At 47.5% G+C, this 23,396-nt stretch carries 24 protein-coding genes; 15 read left to right on the forward strand and 9 right to left on the reverse strand.

Annotated elements, in window-relative coordinates; all coding sequences use genetic code 11:
• Entirely contained in the window at window positions 1-1,128 is a 1,128-nt protein-coding gene (locus BMZ54_RS23955; RefSeq protein ID WP_089918209.1) for a DegT/DnrJ/EryC1/StrS family aminotransferase, read from the reverse strand.
• A gap of 176 nt (window positions 1,129-1,304) precedes the next feature.
• Between BMZ54_RS23955 and BMZ54_RS23960 the strand changes: the two genes are divergently transcribed.
• Window positions 1,305-2,609 (forward strand): 3-deoxy-D-manno-octulosonic acid transferase, encoded by a 1,305-nt coding sequence (locus BMZ54_RS23960; protein ID WP_089918211.1) that lies wholly within the window; start codon window positions 1,305-1,307, stop codon window positions 2,607-2,609.
• Here BMZ54_RS23960 and BMZ54_RS23965 read toward each other — a convergent pair.
• Window positions 2,579-3,511, reverse strand: coding sequence for a hypothetical protein (locus BMZ54_RS23965; RefSeq protein WP_089918213.1), 933 nt, complete (start codon window positions 3,509-3,511; stop codon window positions 2,579-2,581). The genes BMZ54_RS23960 and BMZ54_RS23965 overlap by 31 nt on opposite strands.
• A gap of 94 nt (window positions 3,512-3,605) precedes the next feature.
• On the opposite strand from BMZ54_RS23965, the gene BMZ54_RS23970 reads away from it, so the two are divergent.
• Window positions 3,606-4,187 (forward strand): thymidine kinase, encoded by a 582-nt coding sequence (locus BMZ54_RS23970; protein WP_089918216.1) that lies wholly within the window; start codon window positions 3,606-3,608, stop codon window positions 4,185-4,187.
• Window positions 4,188-4,246: 59 nt separating this feature from the next.
• On the opposite strand, the gene BMZ54_RS23975 is transcribed toward BMZ54_RS23970, so the two are convergent.
• Both BMZ54_RS23975 and accC read right to left on the reverse strand, forming a co-directional pair.
• Entirely contained in the window at window positions 4,247-4,738 is a 492-nt protein-coding gene (locus BMZ54_RS23975) for a GtrA family protein (protein ID WP_089918218.1), read from the reverse strand.
• Window positions 4,739-4,797: 59 nt separating this feature from the next.
• A complete protein-coding gene (accC, locus tag BMZ54_RS23980) occupies window positions 4,798-6,282 on the reverse strand; it encodes an acetyl-CoA carboxylase biotin carboxylase subunit (protein WP_089918219.1) in 1,485 nt (494 codons plus the stop codon).
• A 142-nt stretch (window positions 6,283-6,424) separates the two neighbouring features.
• On the opposite strand from accC, the gene BMZ54_RS23985 reads away from it, so the two are divergent.
• From BMZ54_RS23985 to BMZ54_RS24000, 4 genes are all read left to right on the forward strand, one after another.
• Complete coding sequence (locus BMZ54_RS23985; protein ID WP_089918221.1) at window positions 6,425-7,084, forward strand: heme exporter protein CcmB; 660 nt, start codon at window positions 6,425-6,427, stop codon at window positions 7,082-7,084.
• An 85-nt stretch (window positions 7,085-7,169) separates the two neighbouring features.
• Window positions 7,170-7,832, forward strand: a complete 663-nt coding sequence (ccsA, locus tag BMZ54_RS23990) for a cytochrome c biogenesis protein (protein WP_089918222.1) — start codon at window positions 7,170-7,172, stop codon at window positions 7,830-7,832.
• A complete protein-coding gene (locus BMZ54_RS23995; RefSeq protein WP_089918224.1) occupies window positions 7,829-8,071 on the forward strand; it encodes a CcmD family protein in 243 nt (80 codons plus the stop codon). The genes ccsA and BMZ54_RS23995 overlap by 4 nt, the downstream gene beginning before the upstream one ends.
• A gap of 30 nt (window positions 8,072-8,101) precedes the next feature.
• Window positions 8,102-9,520, forward strand: coding sequence for a Glu/Leu/Phe/Val family dehydrogenase (locus BMZ54_RS24000; RefSeq protein ID WP_089918225.1), 1,419 nt, complete (start codon window positions 8,102-8,104; stop codon window positions 9,518-9,520).
• A gap of 150 nt (window positions 9,521-9,670) precedes the next feature.
• Here BMZ54_RS24000 and BMZ54_RS24005 read toward each other — a convergent pair whose 3' ends face one another.
• Window positions 9,671-10,114 carry a type I restriction enzyme HsdR N-terminal domain-containing protein gene (locus BMZ54_RS24005; protein WP_089918227.1) on the reverse strand — a complete coding sequence of 148 codons (444 nt, stop codon included), beginning with the start codon at window positions 10,112-10,114 and terminating at the stop codon, window positions 9,671-9,673.
• A gap of 60 nt (window positions 10,115-10,174) precedes the next feature.
• On the opposite strand from BMZ54_RS24005, the gene BMZ54_RS24010 reads away from it, so the two are divergent.
• The 4 genes from BMZ54_RS24010 (at window position 10,175) to BMZ54_RS24025 (ending at window position 14,766) form a co-directional block, all read left to right on the forward strand.
• Window positions 10,175-10,945: an AMP nucleosidase gene (locus BMZ54_RS24010; protein WP_089918229.1), complete on the forward strand. Its 771-nt coding sequence runs from the start codon at window positions 10,175-10,177 to the stop codon at window positions 10,943-10,945.
• Window positions 10,946-11,105: 160 nt separating this feature from the next.
• Window positions 11,106-12,851, forward strand: a complete 1,746-nt coding sequence (locus BMZ54_RS24015) for an ABC transporter ATP-binding protein (RefSeq protein WP_089918230.1) — start codon at window positions 11,106-11,108, stop codon at window positions 12,849-12,851.
• A 90-nt stretch (window positions 12,852-12,941) separates the two neighbouring features.
• Window positions 12,942-13,991: a tRNA preQ1(34) S-adenosylmethionine ribosyltransferase-isomerase QueA gene (gene queA, locus BMZ54_RS24020; RefSeq protein WP_089918232.1), complete on the forward strand. Its 1,050-nt coding sequence runs from the start codon at window positions 12,942-12,944 to the stop codon at window positions 13,989-13,991.
• A gap of 100 nt (window positions 13,992-14,091) precedes the next feature.
• Window positions 14,092-14,766, forward strand: a complete 675-nt coding sequence (locus BMZ54_RS24025; RefSeq protein ID WP_089918234.1) for a 2-C-methyl-D-erythritol 4-phosphate cytidylyltransferase — start codon at window positions 14,092-14,094, stop codon at window positions 14,764-14,766.
• Window positions 14,767-14,841: 75 nt separating this feature from the next.
• Here the strand turns inward: BMZ54_RS24025 and BMZ54_RS24030 are convergent, their stop codons facing one another.
• Window positions 14,842-15,822, reverse strand: a complete 981-nt coding sequence (locus tag BMZ54_RS24030; protein ID WP_089918236.1) for a Gfo/Idh/MocA family protein — start codon at window positions 15,820-15,822, stop codon at window positions 14,842-14,844.
• Between the two features lie 98 nt (window positions 15,823-15,920).
• Window positions 15,921-16,628 carry a RadC family protein gene (radC, locus tag BMZ54_RS24035; RefSeq protein WP_089918509.1) on the reverse strand — a complete coding sequence of 236 codons (708 nt, stop codon included), beginning with the start codon at window positions 16,626-16,628 and terminating at the stop codon, window positions 15,921-15,923.
• 206 nt (window positions 16,629-16,834) lie between these two features.
• On the opposite strand from radC, the gene BMZ54_RS24040 reads away from it, so the two are divergent.
• The 4 genes from BMZ54_RS24040 (at window position 16,835) to BMZ54_RS24055 (ending at window position 19,808) form a co-directional block, all read left to right on the forward strand.
• Complete coding sequence (locus BMZ54_RS24040; protein WP_089918237.1) at window positions 16,835-17,785, forward strand: ribose-phosphate pyrophosphokinase; 951 nt, start codon at window positions 16,835-16,837, stop codon at window positions 17,783-17,785.
• Window positions 17,786-17,817: 32 nt separating this feature from the next.
• Window positions 17,818-18,408 (forward strand): 50S ribosomal protein L25, encoded by a 591-nt coding sequence (locus tag BMZ54_RS24045; RefSeq protein WP_089918239.1) that lies wholly within the window; start codon window positions 17,818-17,820, stop codon window positions 18,406-18,408.
• Between the two features lie 160 nt (window positions 18,409-18,568).
• Complete coding sequence (pth, locus tag BMZ54_RS24050; protein WP_089918241.1) at window positions 18,569-19,150, forward strand: aminoacyl-tRNA hydrolase; 582 nt, start codon at window positions 18,569-18,571, stop codon at window positions 19,148-19,150.
• 46 nt (window positions 19,151-19,196) lie between these two features.
• On the forward strand, window positions 19,197-19,808 hold the full coding sequence (locus BMZ54_RS24055) for a fumarylacetoacetate hydrolase family protein (protein ID WP_089918243.1): 612 nt from the start codon (window positions 19,197-19,199) through the stop codon (window positions 19,806-19,808).
• Between the two features lie 51 nt (window positions 19,809-19,859).
• Here BMZ54_RS24055 and BMZ54_RS24060 read toward each other — a convergent pair whose 3' ends face one another.
• A complete protein-coding gene (locus BMZ54_RS24060; protein WP_089918245.1) occupies window positions 19,860-20,294 on the reverse strand; it encodes a MarR family winged helix-turn-helix transcriptional regulator in 435 nt (144 codons plus the stop codon).
• 79 nt (window positions 20,295-20,373) lie between these two features.
• On the opposite strand from BMZ54_RS24060, the gene BMZ54_RS24065 reads away from it, so the two are divergent.
• Window positions 20,374-22,503 carry an alpha-ketoacid dehydrogenase subunit alpha/beta gene (locus BMZ54_RS24065; protein WP_089918246.1) on the forward strand — a complete coding sequence of 710 codons (2,130 nt, stop codon included), beginning with the start codon at window positions 20,374-20,376 and terminating at the stop codon, window positions 22,501-22,503.
• Here BMZ54_RS24065 and BMZ54_RS24070 read toward each other — a convergent pair.
• Window positions 22,497-23,378 carry a DMT family transporter gene (locus tag BMZ54_RS24070; RefSeq protein ID WP_089918248.1) on the reverse strand — a complete coding sequence of 294 codons (882 nt, stop codon included), beginning with the start codon at window positions 23,376-23,378 and terminating at the stop codon, window positions 22,497-22,499. The two genes, BMZ54_RS24065 and BMZ54_RS24070, sit on opposite strands and share 7 nt — an antisense overlap.
• Between the last annotated feature and the right edge of the window lie 18 nt (window positions 23,379-23,396).

Below are 23,396 nucleotides of genomic sequence, written 5' to 3' on the forward strand. Positions count from 1 at the left end.
TTAGTTTAAGAATGATTTAACTGAGTGAATGATATGCTCCAGCTGATCCGGATCCATTTCGGTATGTATGGGTAAGGAAATTACTTTGGTGGTAAGATCGTCTGTAACCGGCAGCTTAAAGGCAGCGCCGCCAAAGCCGGCAAACATTTTTTGCTGGTGGGCCGGTACGGGGTAATAGATCATAGCCGGCACATTACGCTCCTGCAGGTACTTTTGCAGCTCATCCCGGCTAACGCCGTTCAGCTGTAAGGTGTATTGGTGGTATACATGATAACTGTAGGGGGCGCGGTAAGGCGTGGTAATTTGCGGAATGCCTGCAAAACCGGCATCATAAGCGTCTGCCACGGCTCTGCGGGCGGTAACATATTCATCCAGCAGTTGCAGCTTAATGCGCAGTACTACAGCCTGCAAAGTATCCAGGCGGGAGTTAACGCCTACCACATCGTGATAATAACGGGCGGATTGGCCGTGATTGGCTACCATCCTGATCCTGGCGGCTAATGCATCATCATTGGTGAACAGCGCGCCGCCATCTCCGTAACAACCCAGGTTCTTGGAAGGGAAAAACGAGGTGCAGCCAATATGGCCGATGGCGCCCAGCTTTTTAACGGTACCATTTTTAAAGGTATAATGACCGCCGATGGCCTGGGCATTATCTTCAATTACAGGAATATTATGTTTTTCAGCAATGGCCATCAGTGGTTCCATATCTGCGCTTTGGCCATACAGGTGCACCGGCACAATAGCCTTGGTTTTGGAGGTAATGGCCTTTTCTACAGCTACAGGGTCCAGGCAAAAGGTTTTCGGATCCACATCCACAAACACCGGTTTCAGGTGCAGCAAGGCAATAACCTCTGCGGTGGCTATAAAGGTAAAAGAGGGAGTGATCACTTCATCGCCGGGTTGCAGCCCCAAGGCCATCATGGCTATTTGCAACGCATCAGTACCATTGGCGCAGGGGATCACATGTTTAATATCCAGGTATTGCTGTAATTCCTGGCTAAACTGCTGTACCGGCGCCCCGTTTATGAAAGCGGCGCTTTCCAGCACATCCTGGATGGCAGCATCCACCTGCGGTTTAATTTTTAAATACTGGCGTTTCAAATCTACCATCTGAATAGGAACCATGCGGAATAGGTATTTTAATTTGTTTTAAAGTGGGCAAATTTACAAAAATTGCCATTGGAAGGCGATTATCTTTGTGCTACCCATAAAATTTGTCAGGATGTTTGCAGGTAACGCTATTATTGCCGGAACACCAGCTAAGCGGCTGATAATAAATTCATTCAACCATTATTACGAGCATGTTTTCAACCATTTTCTATAACCTGGGCATAGCCCTGTACAGCGCAGGTCTAAAAATAGCAGCTGCCACCGGAAATACCAAGGCAGCACTTTGGCTGAACGGCCGGAAAGATTGGGCTGCCCAAATGCAGAAAGCTCTTGCAGCCGGTAACGGCGGCCCCCTGGTATGGGTGCATGCAGCCTCCCTGGGGGAGTTTGAGCAGGGCCGGCCCGTGCTGGAGGCTTTCAGAAAGCAGCACCCGGAATGCCGCCTGCTGCTTACTTTTTTTTCCCCCTCCGGTTACGAAGTGCGGAAGAACTATGAAGGGGTAGATTACGTGTATTATTTACCGTTAGATACGCGCAAAAATGCGCGCCTTTTCCTGGACATTGTACAGCCCAAACTCGCCATTTTTATTAAATATGAGTTCTGGTACCATTTCATGGATACGCTGCACCAGCGCCAGGTCCCGGCCATCCTGATCTCCGGTATTTTCCGTGAGGACCAGCCCTTTTTTAAATGGTATGGAGGCTTGTTCCGCAAGCTGTTACAGCAGCTTACACACATTTTTGTGCAGAATGAGGCCTCCCGTAATATCCTTCAACAAATTGATATTAAACATGTTACTGTAGCCGGAGATACCCGGTTCGACCGGGTATGGGCCCTGCAGCAGGAGGCAGTAGAGCGGCCGCTGGTAAAACAGTTTGCCCGCAACCGGAAAACCGTGGTAGCCGGCAGTACCTGGGAAAGCGATGAAGCAGCATTGTTTGCCTGGTGGGCCGGGCATTATGAGCCGGACCGCCGCCTGGTAATAGCCCCGCACGAAATAAACGAAAGCCATATTATGCGCCTGCTGGAGCTGTTCCCCGGTGCCTTACGTTACTCCGACCTGGCAGGTACACATGTAAGCCTCCCGGAAGATGCGCCCCATGTGGATATTGAGCACCCCGGTAAAGTGCTGATCATCGATAATATCGGTATGCTTTCTTCCCTGTACCGTTATGCCTGTGTAGCTTATGTAGGCGGCGGGTTTGATAAAAATGGTATCCACAATGTATTAGAGCCTGCCACTTATGGCAAGCCGGTAGTATTTGGCCCTGTGTATGAGGAGTATGCAGAGGCGGTGGAGCTGGTGGCCCTGGGCGGCGCTTTTACCGTGCCGCATGAGCCCGCGCTCTCGCAACAGATGGAGGAATTATTAATGAACGATGAATTATGCACACAGGCCGGTTACATTGCCGGCAAATATGTGTCGGAAAGCAGGGGCGCTACCGGTAAGATCCTGGCTTATATTCAGGAAAAACGTTTCTTGACCAGCGTGTAAAAGTGCCGTACCGCACGGGTATCATCCAGCCATCCCTGGCGGATCTTCAGCTCCCTTTCAATCCAGTACTCTGCTTCCTGCAGGGTATGGAACTCGTTGATGGTTTTAATGGAGCGCTCGTACATGTCCACATCCCCGCGGAATAATTCCTGTATGAACTGGAACTTGTCATTGATGCCAATGGCCTGCCGCAGGTCCTTTACGGGCATTTCACCCAGCCTTTCGCCTATTTCTGATTTGGACTGTTTCAGCTTCTCGTTCAGGGAAGGCATAGTTTGCGCTGCCAGCTCATTGATCTCTTTACGCAGGTTGCTGTTATCCTTTGCTTTTTTAGCGGGTACGGTTGTTTCCACTTCAAACAGCGTAGCGCTCACCGGCTGCTTTTCCAGCAGGGGAGCGGGCTTAGGCTCGTAGCTCCTGGTTTCAGGAGCAGGTTGGGATACCTGAACCATAGCGGGTTTGGGCTCAGCTGGCCTGGTTTCAGGAATAGCAGCCGGTTGTACAGCCACTATCGGTTTAGGCTCAAAGATTGGTGCCTCCACAATTACCGCAGCTGGTTTTATCACTTCTGTTTCAACAGGTTGTGGCTTTGCTGCCGGCGGTTCCGGTCTTTTTTCCGGCACATCGGTAGTGGTATGGTAAGTGGTATTATTTGAATTCGTATATCCGTTGGCGTAAGTAGCGGGCGCCGGCTCCACTATGGTAATTGTTTGTGCCGGCGTAGGCATTATTACAGCAATATGGCTTTTTACCTGTTGCTGTTGTTCCTGCGCTTTTTGTTGTGTACGGACATGTAACACCTCAGCCTGAAGCATTTGCACATAATATGAAATGGACTGCAGGTCTGCGTTGGAATTTTTTAATTCCTGTAATTTGTCAATTAATGCATTGATCTTTTCCATGCCTTAATTGTTTTAAACGCGTTGTGAGAGAATTTATTTTATTTGCATAAAGTTAGCGTTTTTCAGACATTTTGCTAATCTAAACAAGTATAATATGTTTATTGAACCTTCCCTTGCAGGGGAAAGAAGAGGATGGATTGAAGTGATATGCGGTTCTATGTTCTCCGGTAAAACGGAAGAGCTGATAAGACGGCTGAAACGGGCCAGGATAGCCAATTTGCGGATAGAAATATTTAAGCCTGGTATAGATGTGCGTTATGATGAGCAGAATATTGTATCGCACGATGAGAATAAAGTACTCTCAACACCTATAGATAACTCGCAGCAAATATTGCTGTTAGCGCAGGAAGTAGATGTGGTGGGCATTGATGAAGCACAGTTCTTTGATGCAGAACTGCCTTACGTTTGCGACCAGCTGGCCCTGCGCGGCATACGCGTAATTGTGGCCGGTTTGGACATGGACTACCGGGGCCGCCCTTTTGGTACCATGCCGGCGCTGCTGGCCAAGGCCGATTATATTACCAAGCTGCACGCCATTTGTGTAAAGTGCGGTAATATAGCCAGCTACTCCTATCGTAAAACAGCCAGCAAAGCCACTGTAGTATTGGGTGAGCAGGATGTATATGAACCCCGCTGCCGCCATTGTTATTATGAAGGTGAGAACAAAAACGCCTGAAAACAAAAACGCCCTGACGAGTTATAAACCTGTCAGGGCGCTGTTATATTGCTTAAATTTTAGAATAACTTTAACTTTTCAGGCTTCACCTTGAAGGTGAATTTCTTCTGCGTAAGGTAGCTGAAGCACACTACAAAGAAGGTGGTAAGTATTTTGGAAATGGTAGGGTAGATATGCAAATGCTCCACAAATAACTTCATAAACACGTAGTTCAGCAGTATACAGGCGCTTACCAGCATAAAATAGCGGAACAATTGCGTACGCCCGCGCAGGTTAGATTCTGAGAACACCACATATTTACTGAGTAAAAAGCCGGTAGGAAAAGTAATGGCCAGCGACATGAACAGCGCTGCAATGTGCGGGGTAATGGTTACAAACGGTAAATGTACCATTTGCTTGTGTAACACAAAGTTGTACATAATAAAGTAAAGAACAATATCCAGCGCGGTATTACCGCCGCCACAGGCCAGGTAGCGGAAGGTTTGCAAGGGAATCAGCCTTGCAAAAGGACGATGAAAGAAGTCTATGACCTGTAGTATAAGGTTCCTCATTTCAAATTATAACTTAATACAAAGTTAGCCCATTTTATCTATCAGCCAACGGTTAGCTGTTATCTTAAGGTTTTTCTTTTCTTCCAGCTGCCATTTGCCGCAGTAACAGGCAAAGGTACTTGTCCAATCCGGCTTTCCTCCCATATCTGCGCCGCCAGGATGGCTGCTGCACGTGTGGCTGCATCATCCGTTTTGCGCAGCACCTCTGGTGCAAAATACTTGCCAATAAAGCCCGTATCAAATTGCCCTTCAATAAAAGCAGGCTGCTGCAGGGCCCAGTGGCCAAAGGGCAGTGTAGTGCGGATACCTTTTACATGATACTCCTCAATAGCGCGGATCAGCCGCAGCCGCGCCTCTTCCCGGTCACTGCCCCAGGCTATCAGCTTTGCGATCATGGGATCATAATAAATAGGAATATCCATACCCTGCTCATACCCGTCATCTACCCGTATCCCGTAGCCCTGCGGGCGAATGTAGGTAGTAAGGGTGCCTGTATCCGGTAAAAAATTATTGGCCGGGTCTTCTGCACAAATGCGTAGCTCTATGGCATGCCCGTTTATTTGCAGGCTTTCCTGTGTAAAGGAAAGGGTTTCGCCCCTGGCTATACGAATTTGCTCTTTTACCAGGTCCAGGCCGGTGATCATTTCAGTTACCGGGTGCTCCACCTGCAGGCGGGTATTCATTTCCAGGAAGTAAAAATTCAGGCTTTCATCTACCAGGAATTCTACCGTGCCGGCGCCATAATACTGGCAGGCGCGGGCCACATCCAGGGCGCATTTGCCCATGGCCGCGCGTATAGCAGGCGTAAGGCAGGAGGAGGGGGCCTCTTCTATCAGCTTCTGGTGCCGGCGCTGTATGCTGCACTCCCGCTCAAACAGGTATGCATAATTGCCGTGCTGGTCGCCCACGATCTGTATTTCAATATGCCGGGGTGCGCCTACATATTTTTCAATGAACACGGCATCATCCCCAAAAGCATTCAGCGCTTCACTTTTGGCCAGCCGGATCTGCTCTGCCAGCTCATTTTCATTATTTACAACCCGCATTCCTTTACCACCACCACCTGCAGAGGCTTTGATGAGGATTGGGAACCCGGTTTTTTTTACCACTTCCTGTGCTTCTTCCAGGCTGCGTAGCGGCGTTTCCGTGCCCGGTACCATGGGTACGCCAAATTTTTGCGCTGCTTGTTTTGCGGCCAGCTTGCTACCCATTATTTCAATGGACTGCGCGCTGGGGCCAATAAAGATAAGGCCCGCATCCGCTACCAACTGGGCAAAACGGGCATTCTCACTCAAAAAACCGTAACCGGGATGGATGGCATCAGCGCCGGTTTGCTTAGCTGCTGCTATAATCTTATCACCCAGTAAATAAGACTGGTTGGAGGGCGCGGGGCCAATACACACAGCTTCATCAGCATATTGTACAAATGGCATGGTACGATCCGCTTCTGAATATACCGCCACGGTTTGTATGCCCATTTCCCTTGCAGAACGCATTACTCGTAAAGCTATTTCTCCCCGGTTAGCTACCAGTATCTTTTGCATGCAGTTGTGATTGTTAGGGAGCGAATATAATACTTATTAGCTGTTAGCCATTAGCTGTTAGCTTTTAGCTAATGAGTAACGGCTAAAAGCCAACAGCTAAAAGCTAATAGCTAACAGCTAATCGCTTATCTTTACCCCCCATATGGCCGCCCTTCATCAAACACTTACCCTGGTTAAAAAAGACCTGGTGCTGGAATTGCGCCAGAAATATGCATTCTATGGCATACTGTTATATATTATCTCCACCGTGTTTGTGATCAATATGATGATGGGCAAACCCGAAGAGCAGATCTGGAATGCACAGTTCTGGGTAGTACAGCTGTTTGTATCTGTAAATGCCATCGCCAAAAGCTTTATGCAGGAAAGCCGCGGCAGGCTGCTATACTTTTATTCTGTGGTGCATCCGCGTTACTTTATAGCCGCCAAGCTGCTGTATAATATGCTGCTGATGGCCATTATGAGCATTATAGCCCTGGTAAGCTGCATTGTATTTTTAGGCAATCCCATTATTAATGTATGGTATTTTGTAGGGGTGGTTATGCTGGGCGGCATTAGCCTGTCGCTGTTATTCACCATGCTGGCGGCCATTGCAGCCCAGGCTAACCAGAATGCAGCGCTCATGGCCATTATGGGCTTCCCCATCATGATGCCTTTGCTGATGATGCTGGCCAACATTGCCCGCTCTGCCTTTGTGCCGGTATACCAGCCCGGGTTGCTTAATATGTTCCTGCTGCTCATAGGTATGGATGTGCTGATCATTGGCCTGGCCATGATCCTGTTCCCTTTTTTATGGAAAGATTAACAACCCCCTTCCTACCAACTACCTCTCCAATTTTGTGATTAGTGATAAAACCTGTAGGTTTGCCCCCAATATAGCTGACGAAAAAATGGCAAAACATTGGTGGAAAGCGCTGGCGGTACTATTGCTGCTGTATACGATCATAGCCGGGTTCCTGGTAAAGGTGCCGGCCATAGAAAATAACCAGCAATCCACGCGCAATCTCTTCTTTCACGTACCTATGTGGGTGTGCATGTACACCTTATTCACCATCTCCGTTGCCAACTCAATCCTTTATCTCACCAAATACGATCTGAAAAAAGATATACTGGCCAGTTGTGCAGCCAATGTAGGCGTATTATTTGGGCTCATGGGGTTTGTAACCGGCTCATTATGGGCCACCTACACCTGGGGCAGCACCCTCACCAATGATCCCAAGCAGATCGCAACCGCGGTGGCATTGCTCATTTACCTGGCTTACCTGGTGCTGCGCATGTCCTTTACAGACATTGACAAGCGGGCACGGGTATCTGCCATTTATAATATTTTTGCCTTTGCGCTCTTAATACCCTTGACCTATATTATTCCCCGCATGGTGGATTCCCTGCATCCCGGCAGCGCCAGCAGCCCGGGGTTTAAGTCAAAGGATACAGATGGCACATTAATGATGGTATTTTACCCTGCCTTTATTGGCTGGACCCTGCTAAGCGTATGGATCTACACCCTGCTGGCACGTTATAAAAGACTAGAGCTAAAAAATATTTTTAAATGATCAACAGAAGAGCATCTTACTTTTTTTCTACCCTGGTCTTACTGTTTACTTCCCTGTTAGCACAGGCACAACAGCAGAATACCGAAACCGGCCCTGTGAATGAAATGCTGCGCAGCAATGGCAAAATTTATGTAGTTGTAGTAGTGCTGGTGATTATTTTTATCGGGATTATTTTATACCTCATACGGCTGGATCGGAAGATCACTAAGCTGGAACACCAACAACAGTCTAAATCATAACCAAAGCAATACTTTCCAAAACAATTTTTTATGTCGCAAGATCAGCATTATAATTTCTTTGAAAGCGTAGAACGAAGCTTCGATAAGGCTGCGCAATTCACCAAATGGGAAAAAGGGATCCTGGAGCAGATCAAAGCCTGCAACGCAGTGTACCGTATTAAATTCCCGGTAAGGGTGGGTGATACCATTGAAGTAATAGAAGCCTACCGCGTACAGCACTCACATCACAAGCTGCCCTGTAAAGGTGGTATCCGTTTCAGTGAGGAGGTGAACCAGGACGAAGTGATGGCCCTGGCCGCGCTGATGACCTACAAATGCGCTATTGTGAATGTGCCTTTTGGCGGCGCCAAAGGGGGTATTAAGATCAATCCCCGCAACTACAGCCCTTTTCAGCTGGAAAATATTACCCGCCGTTACACCGCAGAGCTGGTGAAGAAGAACTTCATTGGCCCCGGTGTGGATGTACCGGCGCCTGATTATGGTACCGGCGAACGTGAAATGAGCTGGATCCTGGATACTTACATGAGCTTACGTCCCGGTGAAATTGACGGTTACGGTTGTGTAACCGGTAAACCGGTATCACAGGGCGGGGTACGTGGCCGCAAGGAAGCTACCGGCATGGGCGTATTCTATGGCCTGCGCGAGCTGTGTAATATTAAGGAAGATATGAAGAAGCTGGGCCTGGAGCCCGGCCTGGAAGGTAAGCGGGTAATTGTACAGGGTATGGGTAACGTGGGCTACCACGCTGCCAAATATTTCCACGAAGCGGGCGCTATTGTAGTATGCCTGATCGAATGGGATGGCGCCATTTATAATGAAAAGGGTATGGACCCGGATGCCGTGCTGAAACACCGCAATGAAACCGGTTCTATTGTAAATTTCCCCGGCGCTACCAACTTAAAGAAGAATACTGACGGCCTGGAAATGGATTGTGATATATTGATACCAGCTGCGCTGGAAAGCGTGATCCATAAAGACAATGCGCCCAACATCAAGGCTAAGATCATTGGGGAAGCAGCAAATGGTCCGTTAACGCCGGAAGCAGATGTGATCCTGAATAAAAAGGGTGCCATCGTAGTACCGGATATGTTCCTGAACGCCGGTGGGGTAACGGTTTCTTACTTTGAATGGTTAAAGAACCTGAGCCACGTACGTTATGGCCGTTTGGGCAAACGCTTTGATGAGAATATGAACATTCACATCCTGAGCACCATTGAAGACCTGACGGGTAAAAAAGTTTCTGAACAGGAAAGAAAGTTCATTGCCCATGGCGCTGATGAAGTAGACCTGGTATATTCCGGCCTGGAAGAAACCATGCACGCCGCTTTACATGAAGTGCGTGAAATAATGGTCACCAACAGTAAGATCCATGATATGCGTACCGCCGCTTATGTTTGCGCTATTGATAAAGTAGGCGCAGCATACGAGCAGCTGGGCATATTCCCGTAATCAATTAAGAATGCTAAACGCTCAATGCCTAAGGCAAAACGCTGATTGTGTTTTGTCTTAGGCATTATACTTTGTGCACTATAAGCTATGCTTTCGCGTTCAGCATTAAGCATTCAGCGTTCCGCCCAATTCGTAATTGATAATTCGTAATTAAATATATGCCGGTATTTCCCCCAGAAACTCCCACTTCCCCTGGTCCGGCTGGTATAAGCAACAATAAGTATGCACCCCGTTGGTGATCACCAGGTAAACTGCTTGTAACACCATATGGTAACGGGCAATCTGCTCTACTGTTGCCAGGCTTAAAGGCACGTTCATTTCCTTACACTCCACGATCATCCAGGGCAGCATGGCACGGTTATACACTACAATGTCACAGCGTTTTTTCAGCTCGCCTAAGTAGATCTCTTTTTCAATACCAATGAGCTTACCCGGGTATTGCAGGCTTTTTACGAGGTAGTTCAGGAAGTTTTGCCTCACCCATTCTTCCGGCGTAAGGGTTACATATTTTTTGCGGTACGTATCAAATATCAGCTCTTTGTTGCCTTCACGTACCAGCTTAAAATCAGGCGCAGGAAACTCAATGGCGATCATAATACAAAACTAACATAAAAAATACGGCCAAAAAGGTGTACATTTGCGTGTCAAAAGGCTATGAAGACAAAAGAAGACATTGTAGCTAATTGGCTCCCACGCTACACCGGAGAAAAGCTGGAAAATTTCGGCTCTCACATCCTCCTCACTAATTTCAGTAATTACCTTACACTTTTTGCAGAATGGAATGATGCCACCATTATTGGTCAGGGCCGTCCTATGCAATGTGCCACTGCAGGCGATATCACTATCATCAACTTTGGGATGGGCAGCCCCGGCGCCGCCACCATTATGGACCTGCTAAGCGCCATCAGCCCCAAAGCAGTACTGTTCCTGGGTAAATGTGGTGGGTTAAAGAAGAAGAATAATATTGGTGACCTCATTCTCCCCATTGCAGCAATACGGGGCGAAGGTACCTCCAATGATTACTTTCCGCCGGAAGTACCGGCCCTGCCGGCTTTTGCGCTGCAAAAGGCTATCTCCACCAGTATCCGGGAATATGGCTGCGACTACTGGACCGGTACCTGCTACAGCACTAACCGCCGGGTTTGGGAGCACGACCTGGAGTTTAAACGCTACCTGGAACGCATCCGCGCTATGGCAGTGGATATGGAAACTGCCACCATTTTCTCAGTGGGCTTTTTCAACAAAATTCCTACCGGTGCATTGCTGCTGGTAAGCGATCAGCCCATGGTGCCCGAAGGCGTAAAAACAGAGGACAGTGATAAGAAAGTAACTACCAACTTTGTAGAGCGTCACCTGAAAATAGGCATCGACTCCCTGAAAAACCTGATCAACAGCCACCAAACGGTGAAGCACCTACGATTTTAGATTTACGATTTACGATTTTAGATTTTTGGGAAGTAGTTAGGGCATAGGTATGTGATCATATGAATAGGAATAAACGCAGTAGTATTTAAGGGCGTAGATCCAACAGCAGTGTAAACCTTCCAAAATCGTAAATCTAAAATCTAAAATCGTATATTACTGCATGCTGGTGTCTATTCAGAACCTCACCGTAACGTTTGCAGTAGAACAGGAAGCCGTAAAGGCGGTGAACAACATCTTCCTGGACATTCCCCGGGGTGGTATCTTAGGCATTGTGGGTGAATCTGGCTCGGGGAAATCGGTAACAGCTTTATCCCTGATGCGCCTGGTACAATCACCCGGCAAAATAACAGCGGGTAATATTCTTTACCACGCACCTGCACAAGCCCCTGTAAACTTATTAGAACTCTCCCCGGCAGACATGCGTACCCGGCGCGGTAATGAAATAGCCATGATCTTCCAGGAGCCTATGACCTCCCTGAACCCGCTGCACACCTGCGGCGCCCAGGTTTCAGAAACCATCCGCCTGCATAAAAAAGTATCTTATAAGGAGGCCGAACAGCAAACCATTGCTTTATTTCACCAGGTAAGGCTCCCAAACCCGGAGCAGCTATTGCACCGCTATCCGCATGAATTGTCCGGCGGGCAAAAGCAGCGGGTTATGATAGCAATGGCCATCAGCTGTCAGCCCCGGCTCTTAATTGCAGATGAACCTACCACCGCATTAGATGTAACCGTGCAAAAAGCCATCCTGGAGCTGTTGAAAGAATTGCAGCAGCAAACAGGCATGAGCATCGTTTTTATTACCCACGACCTGGGCGTGATTGCCGAAATAGCCAATGAGGTGGTGGTAATGTATAAAGGCAGCATTGTAGAGCAAGGACCGGTGCAGAACATTTTCCGTAATCCGCAGCACCCTTATACCAAAGGGTTGCTGGCCTGCCGCCCCCCATTGGATAAACAATTGTACCGGCTGCCCGTTACGGCAGATTTTATGGAGGTGGATGCAACGGGGAACATCCGTGAAAAGAACTATGCCGTAAAGGAGCTTGTATATAAACTTGAAATACCGCAGTCCCGGCTTGTGGCACGGGAACAGCAGCTGCGGCAAAGTCCGCCCTTTTTAGAGGTAACTAACCTGCAAACCTGGTTCCCGGCCCAACGCAGTCTTTTGGGTAAAGTAAAGGGCTGGGTGAAGGCAGTGGATGATGTAAGCTTTACCGTGCGGCAGGGGGAAACAATGGGACTGGTCGGGGAATCCGGCTGTGGTAAAACTACCCTGGGCAGAACTTTGCTCCGCCTGGCAGAACCAACCGGCGGCAGTATTATTTACAAAGGGAAAGAGCTTACCACCTTATCTGCCGCAGACATGCGCGATCTCCGCAAGGATATGCAGATCATTTTCCAGGATCCGTACTCCTCCCTGAATCCGCGGCTCACCATTGGGCAGGCCATTATGGAGCCCATGCTGGTGCATGGATTATACGGACGGGAGCAGGACCGTAAGCAAAAAGTGCTGGAATTGCTGGAAAAGGTGAACCTGCGCCCCGAACATTTTTACCGTTACCCGCACGAGTTTTCCGGCGGGCAGCGTCAGCGTGTGGTCATTGCCCGGGCATTGGCGCTGCACCCATCCTTTATTATCTGCGATGAATCTGTAGCTGCCCTGGATGTAAGCATACAGGCCCAGGTGCTGAATTTGCTGATCAGCCTGCGGGAAGAATATGGTTTTACATATATCTTCATCTCCCACGACCTATCCGTGGTACGGTTTATGAGTGACCGGATGATGGTGATGAACAAAGGCAAAATTGTGGAAAGCGGTCCGGCAGGGCAGGTGTATGATCATCCGGAAAGTGCCTATACAAAACAGCTGATTGCCGCCATTCCTAAAAACATTTATGCATAAATAGTTGTTTTACAATTTTGAGAATGTTTTTTTGGTATCCTTGACACTTATTAATACCTTTGCAACCTTTAAATTCATTCATACCGTAATATGAAATTATCGCAATTCAAGTTCGATCTTCCTTTAAATCTGATCGCGCAGCACCCTTCCAAATCAAGAGATGAATCCCGTTTAATGGTGGTTAACCGTGCCACCGGGAAAATTGAGCACAAAGTTTTCAGGGACATTATCGGTTATTTCAACGATAAGGATGTAATGGTGGTGAACAACACCAAGGTATTCCCTGCACGTTTGTATGGCCGTAAAGAAAAAACCGGCGCCAAAATAGAAGTATTCCTGCTACGTGAGCTGAACAAGCAGAACCGCCTGTGGGATGTGATCGTAGACCCTGCCCGTAAAATACGTGTAGGTAACAAGCTGTATTTTGGAGACGATGAATCACTGGTAGCAGAAGTTATTGATAACACTACTTCCAGGGGCCGTACCATCCGCTTTTTATTTGAAGGCAATGATGATGAGTTTAAGGCAGTGCTGGACACCCTGGGTGAAACGCCTCTGCCTAAGTACATCAAACGTAAGCCTGAAGATGAGGACAAAGAGCGTTACCAGACCGTATATGCAAAATACGAAGGTGCAGTAGCCGCTCCCACCGCAGGTTTACACTTTAGCCGTGAGCTGATCAAACGCCTGGAAATTAAAGGGGTGAAGTTTGCAGAAGTAACGCTGCATACCGGTTTAGGTACTTTCCGGCCCATTGAAGTGGAAGACCTCAGCAAACACAAAATGGATGCAGAGTACTTCCATATTGAGGAATACGCCGTAAAGATCGTGAACAAGGCCAAGGACGAAAACCGTAAGATCTGCGCCATTGGTACCACTACCGTAAGGGCTGTAGAATCTTCCGTAACCGCGCAAAATCACTTAAAGGCAGCTGAAGGCTGGACCAATACCTTCATTCACCCGCCCTACGATTTTTCTATTCCCAATGCGCTGGTGACCAACTTTCACCTGCCTAAAACCAGCCTGTTGATCATGGTATGCGCCTTTGCAGGGTACGACCTGATCATGGAAGCTTACCAGCAGGCAATTAAAGAGAAATACCGCTTCTTCAGCTATGGCGATGCCATGCTGATCCTGTAAGCAGTTAAATATTTAGCTTTAAAGATGATTACACGAATTTGTGCAGGTTTTACCTCCACGGATTCGTGTAATTTTTTACATTCATACCTGTTTTAGCACTATGCAGCAGCGCAAAAAAATTGCCATTATAGTAGCAGGCGGCTCCGGTACCCGCATGGGTGCTGCTGTTCCCAAACAGTTCCTGGAGCTGGCTGGCAAGCCGGTATTATACCATACCATAGCTGCTTTCATCAACGCCTATGCAGATATGCAGGTGGTGCTGGTAGTGCCGGAAACGCATTTTGCACCTGCCCAACAGGTATTGAACAGCTTTCCTGCGCCACCACCGGTTACCCTGGTAAAAGGCGGGGAAACCCGCTTCCACTCTGTGCAGAATGGTTTACAGCAAGTGCCGGATAATGCGGTAGTATTTGTGCATGATGGCGTACGCCCTTTATTAACAGCTGCGTTGGTACGTCACTGTTATGAGCAAACCTTGCTGCACGGCAATGCTATACCGGTAATAGACATGAAAGACAGTGTGCGGGAAACAAATGCCGCCGGCAATAAGGCCGTAAACCGGGAGCAGTTCAAGATCATACAAACACCCCAAACCTTTTTATCAGAGCAGCTTTTGCCGGCCTTTGCCCTGCCTTATGATCCATTATTTACAGATGAAGCTACGGTAGTAGAGAAACTGGGTCACCCTATACACCTGGTACCCGGAGAAGACCGGAATATAAAAATTACCCGTCCGCTGGATCTGGTGATTGCAGAGGCGCTGTTAAGGCAGTAAATTTTAATTACGAATTACGAATTTTCAGGCTAACAACCTCTCCCAAATCTAAAATCGTAAATCTAAGATCTAAAATCAGGAGGTAGGGGTAGACTGGTTCTTACCGATCTTCTGCAATATCTGGTGAGCCACATCCAGGGCCTGCAGGCCGTCAATTACATTCACTGCTACCGGTTTGTTTTGCAGAATGCTGTCGCGGAATAGCTCCAGCTCCATGCGAATGGCGTTCGACTGTTTTACTTCCGGGTTATCAATAGCAATGGTCTTTTTACCCGAGTTGGTTTCAATGTCCAGTGTAAATAACCCTTCATCTTCCGGTGTTTTCAGCTTAATGATCTCTGTTTTTTTATCCAGGAAATCTATACCAATGTAGGCATCCTTCTGGAACAGGCGCATTTTGCGCATTTTTTTCAGGGAAATGCGGCTGCTGGTAAGATTGGCTACGCAGCCATTATGGAACTCAATGCGCACATTGGCAATGTCCGGCGTATCGCTCATCACTGCTACGCCACTGGCAGAAATACGGCTGATGGTGGATTGCACAATGCTGAGTACAATATCTATATCGTGGATCATCAGATCCAGTATCACACTTACATCTGTACCCCGGGGGTTAAACTCAGCCAGGCGGTGTACCTCTATGAACATGGGCTTCAGGTTATAGCTCTTCAGCGCCAGAAAGGCCGGGTTAAAACGCTCTACATGCCCCACCTGGAATTTTACATTAGCCTCTTCCACCAGTTTCACCAGTGTTTTGGCTTCATCCATCGTATTGGTCATGGGTTTTTCTACAAAAATGTGCTTGCCGTTGCGCAGGGCTATTTCGCAGAGTTTAAAGTGCAGGGTAGTGGGGGCTACTATATCAATGGCATCTACTAACTGTATCAGTTCTTCAGCAATGGTAAACCGGGGGATCTGGTATAGCTCTGCTACACTGGCTGCATTGGCATTGCTGGGATCATAAAACCCTACTACTTCTACATCCTTCATAGTTACCAGCTGGGAAAGATGGATCTTCCCTAAATGTCCAACACCAAAAATTCCAATTTTCAACATACCAGATAAGAATGAAATACGGGTTAGAATGAAATATCTGCGAATGTAAGGAAAAAGGGAATTATTATATCCAAAAGTTTAACTATGTAAAAAGTGCTTTATACCATAGTGCCTTCTTCTACCATACTGTAATAACCAGCTTCCGAAACAATGATGTGGTCCATAACATCAATGTCAAATAGCTTACCGGCTTCCTTAAGCTTGCGGGTAAGCCCTATATCTGCAAAGCTGGGAGAGAGGCTGCCGGAGGGATGGTTGTGGCATAAAAGCAACCGGGAAGCGCTTAGCTCCAATGCCTCTTTAAAAATTAGTTTAGGATCTACAATGGTGCTGCACATGCCGCCATTGCTGATGCAGCGGTAATGTAACACCCGGCAGTTATGGTTCAGGTATACTACAAAAAAGGCTTCATGGGCATAGTCGCTTAAAAGCGGTTTAAAGAACAGTGCCGCATCTGCGCCCCGGCATATTACTTTTTTTTCCAGCAGGGAGCCTGCCTGCCTGCGCCGGGCCAGTTCCATAGCTGCTATAATGGTAACGGCTTTTGCATTCCCGACACCCTTTAGTTTCTTAAGCTGCCGTACATTTAACCGGCCCAGCTCGTTAAGGTTATTGCGGGCTGCCTGTAATATTTCCTGCGCCAGTGTTAGCGCGGATTTTTGTTTGTGCCCGTTATTGAGCAAAATGGCTAATAACTCGGCATCGCTTAATGCACCGGTACCTTTTTTAATTAACTTTTCTCTGGGTTGATCGTCGGGGGCCCAATCTCGGATGGAGACGTACAACGGGTTAACATTCACACACATATCCAAATTTACCTCTTCCCCCATTGCAAAAAAAATCTTTTTCCCCACATTCCGCCACTTACAATTAATTACCTGAAAGCCCTGCTATTGCTGGATTTGCTCTTGGCCGAATGTGCAAAAGTGTTCAGGATGGCCCGGCCCGGCAAAAAAAATGGGGCAGATCCCTTCAAAAGTCATAGTTTTGCAACCTCTTTTCCACCACAATCATGCAACCAACAGTTAAAATCTTTACGGGCAACAGTAACCCCGCATTAGCCGAGAAAATTGCCAAACGTTATGGCAATGGTATAGGCAAGTTACAGATCCAGAAGTTCAGCGATGGCGAGTTCCAGCCGGTGTACATGGAAAGTATCCGCGGTGACTATGTTTTCCTGATCCAAAGCACCAATGCTCCCTCAGATAACCTGATGGAGCTGCTGCTAATGATAGATGCGGCTAAAAGGGCCTCTGCGGGGTATATTACGGCTGTAATCCCCTACTTTGGCTTTGCACGGCAGGACAGGAAGGATAAACCTAGGGTGGCTATTGCCTCCAAGCTGGTGGCTAATCTGCTTACTTCAGCAGGCGCTAACAGGGTGATAACCATGGATTTACATGCTCCCCAGATCCAGGGTTTCTTTGATATTCCCGTGGATCACCTGGACAGCTCTGCAATTTTCATCCCCTATATTGAGAATTTGAGGCTGGAAAACCTTACCTTTGCGTCCCCTGATGTGGGAAGCACCAACCGGGTAAGGGAAGTAGCGTCGTATTTCAATGCAGAAATGGTGATTTGCGACAAACACCGTAAACGGGCAAATGAAATAGCATCTATGGTGGTGATAGGAGATGTGACAGATAAGGACATTGTACTGATAGATGATATTATTGACACAGCAGGCACCCTTACCAAAGCGGCTAACCTGCTGATAGAAAAAGGTGCTAAAAGTGTGCGGGCTTTCTGTACACACCCGGTATTAAGCGGCAAGGCGTATGAGAATATTGAAAATTCTGTATTAAAAGAGCTGGTGGTATGTGATACCATGCCTTTGAAACAGGAAAGTTCAAAGATCAAAGTGATCAGTGTAGCAGAGCTTTTTGCAGTGGCCATCCGCAATATGTACGAGAACAAGTCTATTACCAGCCTGTTTGTACATAGCCAGCGGAGAGGAATGTAAGCGTTTTATTAATTTATATAAATGTTTAACAAATGAAAACAATAACCATCGAAGGACAACTCAGGAGCGACTTAGGCAAAAAAGCCACCCGCCAACTTCGTTCTGAGGAGCAAGTGCCTTGCGTTATTTATGGGGGTGCTGATACCGTGAGCTTTTCCGCTCCGGCAAAGGCTTTTAAAGACCTGGTGTATACACCTGACTTCCAGCTGGCCCAGATTAACGTGAATGGCAAAACTTACAGATGCATCCTGAAAGACAAACAGTTTGATGTAGTAACAGATGAGCTGTCACACGTAGATTTTCTGGAACTGGTAGAAGACAAGAAAGTAGTAGCCACCCTGCCTTTGAAAATGGTAGGCCAGTCTGTAGGTGTAAAAGCCGGCGGTAAACTGGTAGTAAAAATGAAAGCGCTGAAAGTAAAGGCCCTGCCTAAGCACCTGCGTGAGAACATTGAAGTGAACATCGACAACCTGGATCTGAATGCTAACATCCGCGTAGAAGATGTAAAGGACGAAAACCTGGAGATCCTGAACTCTCCCCGTATTCCGATCGCTTCTGTAGTTATGACTCGTCAGTTACGTCAGGACGAAGCCAACGCTGAAAAAGACGCTAAGAAGAAATAATATTTCTTTTGCAAATATTTCCGCAAAAGCCCCGGTCCCGGTACAACGGAGACCGGGGCTTTTTTTCATTCCTGATGAATAGGATGTTAATAGGATGTATGCAGATTAAATTTCTATTTTTGATTGTAATTTAAACAGCCGGAATATCCGGGTATCTTAAATGAAATACTTAATAGCCGGTTTAGGCAACATAGGTGATAAATACCATCACACCCGCCACAATATAGGCTTTGATGTTGTAGATGCTTTTGTGGCTAAACATAGCGGCGTATTTGCCAATGGCCGTTTGGCGGATGTGGCGGAATGCAGGTGGAAGGGAAAAACCTTTGTGGTTATAAAGCCCACCACTTTTATGAACCTGAGTGGTAAAGCGGTGAAGTACTGGATCGATAAGGAAAAGATCCCGGTAGAAAATTTACTGGTCATAATGGATGAGCTGGCCCTGCCATTGGAAGTACTGCGCCTGCGCCCCGGAGGTAGTGATGCCGGGCATAATGGTTTAAAGAGCATCCAGGAGCTGTTGGGTACCAATCAATATCCACGCCTGCGTTTTGGCATCGGTAATAATTTTCCGAAAGGCCAGCAGGTGGATTATGTATTGGGCAGATGGGAGCAGAAAGAGGAGCCGCTGGTGCAGCAGAAGATCGAAAAATCAGTAGAGATCATTGAAAGCTTTGCTACTATTGGCATTGAAAGAACTATGAATACTTATAATAATCTGACTTTCCCTTCTGCCGGGTAGTAACGGCAGCAGAGGCCATATTATTTAACCTTTAAAAATACGCATTATGAAGATTATTTGCGTTGGACGAAACTATGCTGAACACGCCAAAGAACTCAATAATGAGGTGCCAACAGAGCCGGTGTTGTTTATGAAGCCCAAAAACGCATTGTTACAGAATAACCACCCCTTTTATTATCCTGATTTTACGGATAACCTCCACTATGAATGTGAGCTGGTGCTGCGTGTATGCAAGAATGGTAAGCACATACAGGAAAAATTTGCCGATAAATATTATAATGAAATATCCGTAGGCATTGACTTTACCGCCCGCGACCTGCAGGATAAGCAGAAAACAAAAGGCCTGCCCTGGGAGATCGCCAAGTCATTTGATAACTCCGCTGTAGTAGGGAAGTTCATTCCCCTTACTCCCGAAACAGATAAAAAGGATATCAACTTTTGCCTGTACAAGAACAAAGAGATCGTGCAGCAGGGTAACACTAAGCACCTGATCTTTACATTCGATTTCCTGTTAGCCTACATTTCAAAATTCTTTACCCTCAACATCGGAGATCTCATCTTTACCGGCACACCGGTAGGAGTGGGGCCGGTAGAAATTGGGGACAACCTGGAAGCCTTTATTGAGAACGACAGCCTGCTGGAGTTTATGGTGAAATAAAATTCATATGCTGATGTGCAATACCGGCACATCAGCATATGAATCCCTGGTTTAGGGTATATTGCTGTAAATAACATCCAGTATCCTGGTTAATTCCATATAATCCTTTTCAGTCAGATCCTTCCACCCCGTTTTACGCATTTCCAGCACCAGGGGACGCACATCCTTATACTTTTCAATGCCGGCAGGGGTAAGCTGTAAAAACACCTTGCGCCGGTCGCTGGTGGCGCCTTCCCGCAGCACCAGGTCCTTTTTTACCATCAGCTCTATTATACGCGATACCGTCGTAATATCCTTTGAGGTTAAACGGGCCAGCTCGTTATGGGTGATCTTTTTATGCTTGTATAGGTTTTCCAGCAATAACCATTGGTCCACAGTCAAATCTTTTTGCTGGGCATCAAAGCTCTTTTGCCAATAGTTGCGGATCTTTTTCAAAGTAGCATCCAGCTTAAAAAAAGATGGATTACTGACGTAAGTATCGGGCATATTCAGTAATTTGCAGTAGCAATAGTTGTTATAGCAACTATTATTTTCTAGGGAATAGCTTACACCAAAACAATTTTACATGTTTAAAGATAATACAAGCGTTCCAACTTTAAAAACCCCTGCCAATGGGCAGGAGCGCTCCGGCAACCAGGAAGCTTTATTATTGAAGGCCTACCGGTTAATGCGCCTGGCCCGCCACATGGCCGCCACTTATGAAGCTAACCGCTCCACCTGCAAGTATGTACACTCCACCTCTGGCGGCCACGAAGCCATACAAATAGCCACCGGCCTGCAATTGCAGCCATGGGACTATGTTAGTCCCTATTACCGCGACGATAGCCTGCTGCTGGCTATGGATTTCTCCCCTGAGGAGCTTATGATGCAATTGCTGGCAAAAGCAGATGATCCTTTTTCAGCCGGCCGCTCTTATTACTGCCATCCCAGCAGCCGGCGGGATGACCGGCCGCTCATCCCTCACCAGAGCAGCGCCACCGGTATGCAGGTAATACCCGCCACCGGTATGGCCCAGGGCATTAGCTACCTGGAAAAAACAAACTCCGGTAAATTACGTAAAGGCCCGGACGGTGAGCTGCCCGTTGTATTGTGCTCTTTAGGCGATGGCAGCGTAACAGAGGGAGAGGTAAGCGAAGCCTGGCAATGCGCTGTATTATGGCAGCTGCCCATTATTTACCTGGTACAGGATAATGAATGGGGCATTTCTGCCACCGCAGCGGAAACCCGTGTAATGGATGCATATGAATATGCCGCCGGGTTCAAAGGATTGGAGCGCATGCGTATAGATGGCAGCGATTTTGAAAAAAGTTACCAGGGCATGGAAGCCGCCATTCATTATGTACGCACAGAAAGAAAACCTATACTGGTGCAGGCCAGCGTGCCTTTGCTGGGCCACCATACCTCCGGCGTACGCAAAGAATGGTACAGATCGGCAGAGGACCTGGCTGCCCATGACCGCCGCGATCCTTTGCCTCAATTGCGGCAGCTGCTGCTGGAAAAAGGTATTAAAGAAACCACGCTGGCTGCCATTGATGATGAAACAGCACATACTATTGCCGCTGCTTTTGAAATAGCCGTGGAAGCTGCAGCACCGGACCCGCAAACCGTGCAGGAGCATGTGTTTGCACCTGCTGCCGTAACAACGGAAACAGGCACACGTACTCCTGCAAATGGCAGCAAGGTGGTGATGGTAGATGCCGCTCTGCATGCAGTGGAAGAAATATTACAGCAATACCCCGAAGCTATTTTTTACGGACAGGATGTAGGGCGCCGCCTGGGAGGCGTGTTTCGTGAAGCGGCTACCCTGGCGGAAAAGTTTGGAGATCACCGTGTGTATAACACGGCCATACAGGAAGCCTATATTATTGGCGCTACAGCAGGGCTTTCAGCAGTAGGGGTAAAGCCTGTTGTGGAAGTGCAGTTTGCTGATTATATCTATCCTGGTTTTAACCAGCTGGTTACTGAAATATCCAAATCCTGTTATTTAAGCGCCGGTAAGTTCCCCGTGCAAACATTGATCCGCGTACCTATTGGCGCCTATGGCGGCGGTGGGCCTTACCATTCCGGCAGTATAGAAACCACTTTGCTGAGCATTAAAGGTATTAAAGTGGTGTACCCCTCCAATGGCGCCGATATGAAAGGCCTCATGAAAGCAGCCTTCCTGGACCCTAACCCCGTAGTAATGCTGGAACATAAGGGGCTGTACTGGAGCAAGGTGCCCGGTACCCAGGATGCTATGACCATAGAGCCGGATAAGGATTATATGATACCGCTGGGCAAAGGCAGGGTCGCATTACAGGCCCACCCTAAAGATGTGCAGCAGGGCAGCAGCCTTTGCATTATCACTTACGGCATGGGTGTTTATTGGGCACAAGCCGCTGCCAAAGCATTTCCCGGTAACGTTGAGATTATTGACCTGCGCACCTTATACCCGCTGGATGAAGCCCTGGTATTTGACACCGTAAATAAACATGGGAAATGCCTGGTGCTTACGGAAGAACAATTAAATAACTCTTTTGCGCAGGCGCTGGCCGCCCGCATACAGCAAAACTGTTTTCGTAAGCTGGATGCGCCGGTGTTTACGCTGGGCGCACTTAACCTGCCGGCTATTCCCATTAATACAACGCTGGAAAGCGCTATGCTGCCTACACCGGAAAAGGTGGAAGCCGCTATCCGGGAGCTGCTGGCCTATTGAGCTTTACGGGTAAATTTTTCTCTTTGTGCCAGGTACAGGCCGCCTATCACCAATGCTGTACCAGCAAAGGTATAAGCAGTAATAGGTTCATGTAATAACAGGGAAGAATATATGAAACCGAAAATGGGACACAGGAATAACCAGAAAGAAGCTTTTACCGCATCCTGCTTCACCAGGTAAAACCATAGCTGTAAGGCAATAATAGATACCGGTACAATCAGCCAGAATACAGATGCCCAGAAGGTGAGCGTTAAACGGGTAGTGCTGAAATGTGCCGCAAAACCGGTAAATGGTAATAATAGTAAGCCACCCAGCAATACCTGCCACCCGTTAATTACAATGTTGGGCAGCTTCCATTGTACCCGGCTATAGTACACCGTAGCAACCGATACCGATACCATTCCAAACAGCAAAATAGCTAAACCGTCAAGGGAGGCATGACTGTCCTGCAGCAGAGGGTACGTGGCCAGGCCCACGCCGGCTAATCCCAGGATAACGCCTATGATCTCGTACCAGCGCAGCTTTCTTTTTACCCAGATAGCGGAAATGAGCATAATGAAAAGCGGGCTGGTAGCGGTAGACAGGCTGCCAATGCCAGCAGATACCTTTTTCATAGACAATACAAAACAACCCAGGTAAATAGTGGTGTTCATGAGGGCAAAAATGATCAGATGGCCCCATTCGGCTCCTTTCGGTAAGGCATATTGTTTATCTCTGCGCAATACATACACATAGCATAACATAAGCAGGCCGGCTACCAGAAAACGTACGTTTGCCAATATCAGCGGATCTGCATCCCGGATACCAAATTTGGTAGCCACTGCAGCAGAAGCCCATAACATAGCAAAAAGAAAACCGGCAGAAAGTTGACGCATAAAATTGCGAAAATTACG

It is taken from the genome of Chitinophaga rupis, from assembly GCF_900109685.1.
Lineage (GTDB): Bacteria > Bacteroidota > Bacteroidia > Chitinophagales > Chitinophagaceae > Chitinophaga > Chitinophaga rupis.